3 protein-coding genes are annotated in these 4104 nt (G+C 46.0%); 2 read left to right on the top strand and 1 reads right to left on the bottom strand.

Annotation, left to right across the window (positions count from 1 at the left end; all coding sequences use genetic code 11):
* Nucleotides 1–34: 34 nt before the first annotated feature.
* On the bottom strand, nt 35–2827 hold the full coding sequence (locus tag WEIDD23_RS05185; protein ID WP_062358815.1) for a MucBP domain-containing protein: 2793 nt from the start codon (nt 2825–2827) through the stop codon (nt 35–37).
* 473 nt (nt 2828–3300) lie between these two features.
* On the opposite strand from WEIDD23_RS05185, the gene rpsF reads away from it, so the two are divergent.
* Both rpsF and ssb read left to right on the top strand, forming a co-directional pair.
* On the top strand, nt 3301–3600 hold the full coding sequence (gene rpsF, locus WEIDD23_RS05190; protein WP_003608769.1) for a 30S ribosomal protein S6: 300 nt from the start codon (nt 3301–3303) through the stop codon (nt 3598–3600).
* Nucleotides 3601–3676: 76 nt separating this feature from the next.
* Nucleotides 3677–4104, top strand: a 428-nt coding sequence (gene ssb, locus WEIDD23_RS05195) for a single-stranded DNA-binding protein (protein WP_082778314.1), incomplete at its 3' end; no start/stop codon positions are given.

Below are 4104 nucleotides of genomic sequence, written 5' to 3' on the forward strand. Positions count from 1 at the left end.
CATATCGATTTCCCATCGCTTTTTTAAACGTAAATTATTTATTGCGACGACGCACTGGGCGAATTACAAAGGCGTAAATCGCAGCAAATGCAAGCATCACAAGACCGATAATTGACACGCCGACTTGCAAGTCTTGACCAGTTTCTGGCAATAGTTGTGCTAGTGCTGGCTTGTCATCAGACTTAGTAGCTGTGGCGTTGTCATCAGATTTAACAGGTGTGTTATCTGATGGTGTCGTAGCAGGAGTAGCCGTGGTAGGCGTTGGCGTGGCTTCGTGCACGTCTTTAACTGCCTGGGCAATTGGTGTGTTGCTCTTTGTGTCCACGTCACTGACAGGCTTCTTGTGGTAAGTGACCTTGATATCACCACCACCAACGGGTACTTCAACATTAGGCACTTCGGCTGTATAGCCAGGCACAGTTGGTGTCTTAACCTTTGTTCCAGGCTTGTCATTGTATGAGGCGTCACCATCAGGCTTCAAAGTTTTGCCGTCTGGATCAACTGGGACAATCTTACCAGGGTAGTCCGTGTTTGTACCGACATCTTCACCGACGACTGGATTACTGGTATCAGGTGTGTACTCAACCCACAAAGTTGGTGGGTTAGTTGAAGTGTCGACCTTGATGTAATCGCCATCGACAGTTGCATAACCGCCGTCAACGGCAACATCACCACGCGTGTAATAAGGGATGTTTGGCAAGTCAGAAACCGGTACCTTTGTTTGGTTATCTTCCCAAGGAACTTCAACAACTTGGGTTTGACCAGGGATTGGGACACGATTACCGTCCTTATCGCGGGTGAATGGTACAACGGTGACCTTCTTGGTGTTCTTTGTATAAACGAACGTGACGTCGCCGTCTTTACCAAAGGTAACGGATTGCTCGCTAGCCCCCTTAACTTTGTAACCCTTAATTGTGTCATAAGCTTCAGCGGTTGCGGTATCACCGGTGACACCAGTCATGGTTGTGTCGTCGGCAAGCTTGTTACCTTGCTCGTCCACGTGGTGCACCTTAATCGTTTGTTCGATTGGCGTGTAGGTAACAATGATGTGTTTAGGTTGATCACCTAGAATACCTGACAAAGCATCGCCAGTCACTGTCTTGGTGTAACCAGGCTTGTCGGGTGCGTCGAAACCATAATCTGCACCGACACGACCAGATTGTGCGCCAGGCTCGGCAGCCTGTGACCCGTCTGCGTAAACGTACTCAATCGTTGCTGAACCCATGACAAAGTTAGGGTCGGGCGCAATGGTTGGGTTCTTTGTTGGCGCATCAGGCGTCTCAGGTGTAGTTGGTGTTGCAGGGGTCGTCGTATCACCGCCATTACCAGTGTTGGTCTTGTCACCATCGTTGCCGTTCTTGCCGTCATCGGGCGTTGATGGCGTAACAGGAACGGTTGGTGTAATTGGCTTTGGCTTCTCGCGGAAGTAATACGTCACTGTATTTGTGTCATCCATGTAGACCCCGGTTACGATACCTGATTCTGGATCGTAGTAATCCTTCTCAGAATCAGAAGCTTGACCTGAACCGGCGTACATATACTCGTCGGCATCGGTACCGCTCAAGACAGGAATACCAAACTTATATGATGAGTTAAAAGGACCGCTCTGCTCGATTGGGTACTTGTAGGATGAATCAATTTGCAGATACTTACCAGTTGGATTACCGTTGGCATCGATAACTTCGGCCTTAACCGTTGCAGTCTCAGTCTTTGGTGTGTATTCGTACTCGTAAGTTGGCGTGTCATCATCATTCAAAGGATTGATTGTTGGTGTCTTTGTCAACGTGTAACCAGGTATGGTTGGTGGCGTATATGAAGGTGTGTCACCGTAGTCGCCAGTGACAGTTGTCTTGCCAAGAACTGTGTCATCCGGTGTCTTTAACACGATGTTGGCAGTTTCTTGATTTTTCTTATAAACGTAGGTAACCGTGTCGGGCTCAATGTTGTGGTTCGTTAGGTACAGCGTGCCGTATGGTGCCCCATAACGTGACAAACCAGCAAAAGTACCATAACTACCGGGCGCAATTGAGCCACCCTCTGACGGACGTAAGACGCCGCTGATTGGGTTACCGTTGCGATCTGTGACTTGCAATGTTTCAGTAATTGAACCGGCTGGATCAGTAATTGTCTTAGTTGCGATGGCCCATTGGCGACCGTTGTCATCGTACAGTGGCTCTGTTGTTGTTGTACCAACAACATAAGTCGTCTTTTGATTTGAAACGGTACCGGTCGCATTAACTGGTGTCTCGGTTAAGGTATAGCCAGGAATTACTTTAGACGTTGTGGTGTAGTCTTGCCCAACGATTGCGTTACTTTGTGCCACGGCAGGTGCGATATCCTTGCCGTTAACGTCCTTGAAGTATGTTGTTTGCGTTGTGCGAACAGGGATATCCATTGAAGCGTTTGAACCACCGTTATACAAACTAACTTCACCATTCTTAACTTGCACACGATATGATACGCCACGGTCGCCAGTTAGTGTTTGCGTACCGTCGCCATTGAAGGTTAATTGGGTGCGTTGACCGTAGGCACTGATGTAAATTGCGTGAACTTCAGGGTTGGCTAACCCGGCGTTAATGTCAGCAGTATTAACTGAGAAGTACCAATTACCACTTGGTACTAGCCAGCTTTGATCTTTTGAGGTTTGGGAATCAAAGGTGAGGAATCCGTTTGCCACATCGTAAGTAGATGAGGGCGTTGTAACGGAGAAACCATCCGTTGCGGCGACAACGGAAATTGGTGCAGATAGTGTCACAGTACCCAATAGTGCGACACTAAATAGTAAACGACGTGTTGCCGAACGTCGTGAAACTTTATATGTATCCATAATATGTTACTAACTCTTTCTTTCTCTTTTGTAATTACTAATAATAAGCAACTACGTGTATATATTATCGTCAGTTTTGGGAACCTAAACAACAAAAATGGCGTTTGAATTTTTTTGTAAATTTTCAAAAAATTACAAAAATAGATTTATTGAATATTTTTGTATTTTAAATGTATTGATAAAAATGGGCAATTCCCATTGTTTTAGTTTGAAAATGTGGTGAGTGCATAATGTGTCTCATATGTGGGACTGTTCTCGTCGCTGTCATGAGAAATGCGTGGATGATTAACCGCTAAATTCAGGAATCATAGATATTTGCATAAATGAATCATGTACAAAAAGGCGTAGCCATTCTACTTGCAAAACGTTGGTGGGGCGTGTAAACTTAGTTCTTGTGAGTTATGTTGAAATTTGTTTCAACAGCTCTCCTTGCCGGCAGGAAGTCGGCCATAGACCAAAAGGAGGAAGTTATTATGGCATACGAATTGACGTACATCATTCGCCCTGACATGGACGCCGATGCTAAGAAGGCATTGGTTGAGCGTTTCGACAAGATCTTGGCGGACAACGGTGCAACGGTGGCAGAGTCTAAGGACTGGTCATCACGTCGTTTTGCATACGAAATTGCAGGTTACCGTGAGGGTACTTACCACATCGTTAACTTTACTGCAGAAGATGACGCAGCCATCAACGAATTTGATCGTTTGGCAAAGATCTCACAAGATATCTTGCGTCACATGGTTGTAAAGCGCGACTTTGCATCAGCTGAGTAATTGTTAGCTTAATTGTCTAACATTTTTATTGACTTAGTTTTATTGGTCGATGGACCATTGAAAGGAGACTTTCCATATGATTAATCGTGTTGTTCTGGTTGGTCGCTTGACGCGTGACGTTGAATTACGTTACACGACTTCAGGTGCTGCTGTCGGAACTTTCTCACTTGCTGTTAACCGTCAGTTTACTAACGCTAATGGTGAGCGTGAGACCGACTTTATTAACGCCGTTATCTGGCGTAAGTCGGCTGAAAACTTTGCAAACTTTACCTCTAAGGGGTCATTGGTTGCAGTTGAAGGCCGTTTGCAAACTCGTAACTACGAGAACCAACAAGGTCAACGTGTATATGTCACAGAAGTTGTCGTTGATAACTTCTCGTTGTTGGAGAGTCGCGCTGAAAGTGAGCAACGCCGTGCGCAAAGCGGTTCAGCAAACAATAACTTCGGCGGTGGTCAACAGGGTGGCAACCAAGGCGGCTTTAATGCCGCGCCGGCACAAAATCC

Source organism: Weissella sp. DD23, from assembly GCF_001579105.1.
Lineage (GTDB): Bacteria > Bacillota > Bacilli > Lactobacillales > Lactobacillaceae > Weissella > Weissella cibaria.

Coding starts and splice junctions, on each gene's coding strand:
- WEIDD23_RS05185 (WP_062358815.1), bottom strand. CDS start 2,827: ATGGATACATATAAAGTTTCACGACGTTCGGCAACACGTCGTTTACTA.
- rpsF (WP_003608769.1), top strand. CDS start 3,301: ATGGCATACGAATTGACGTACATCATTCGCCCTGACATGGACGCCGAT.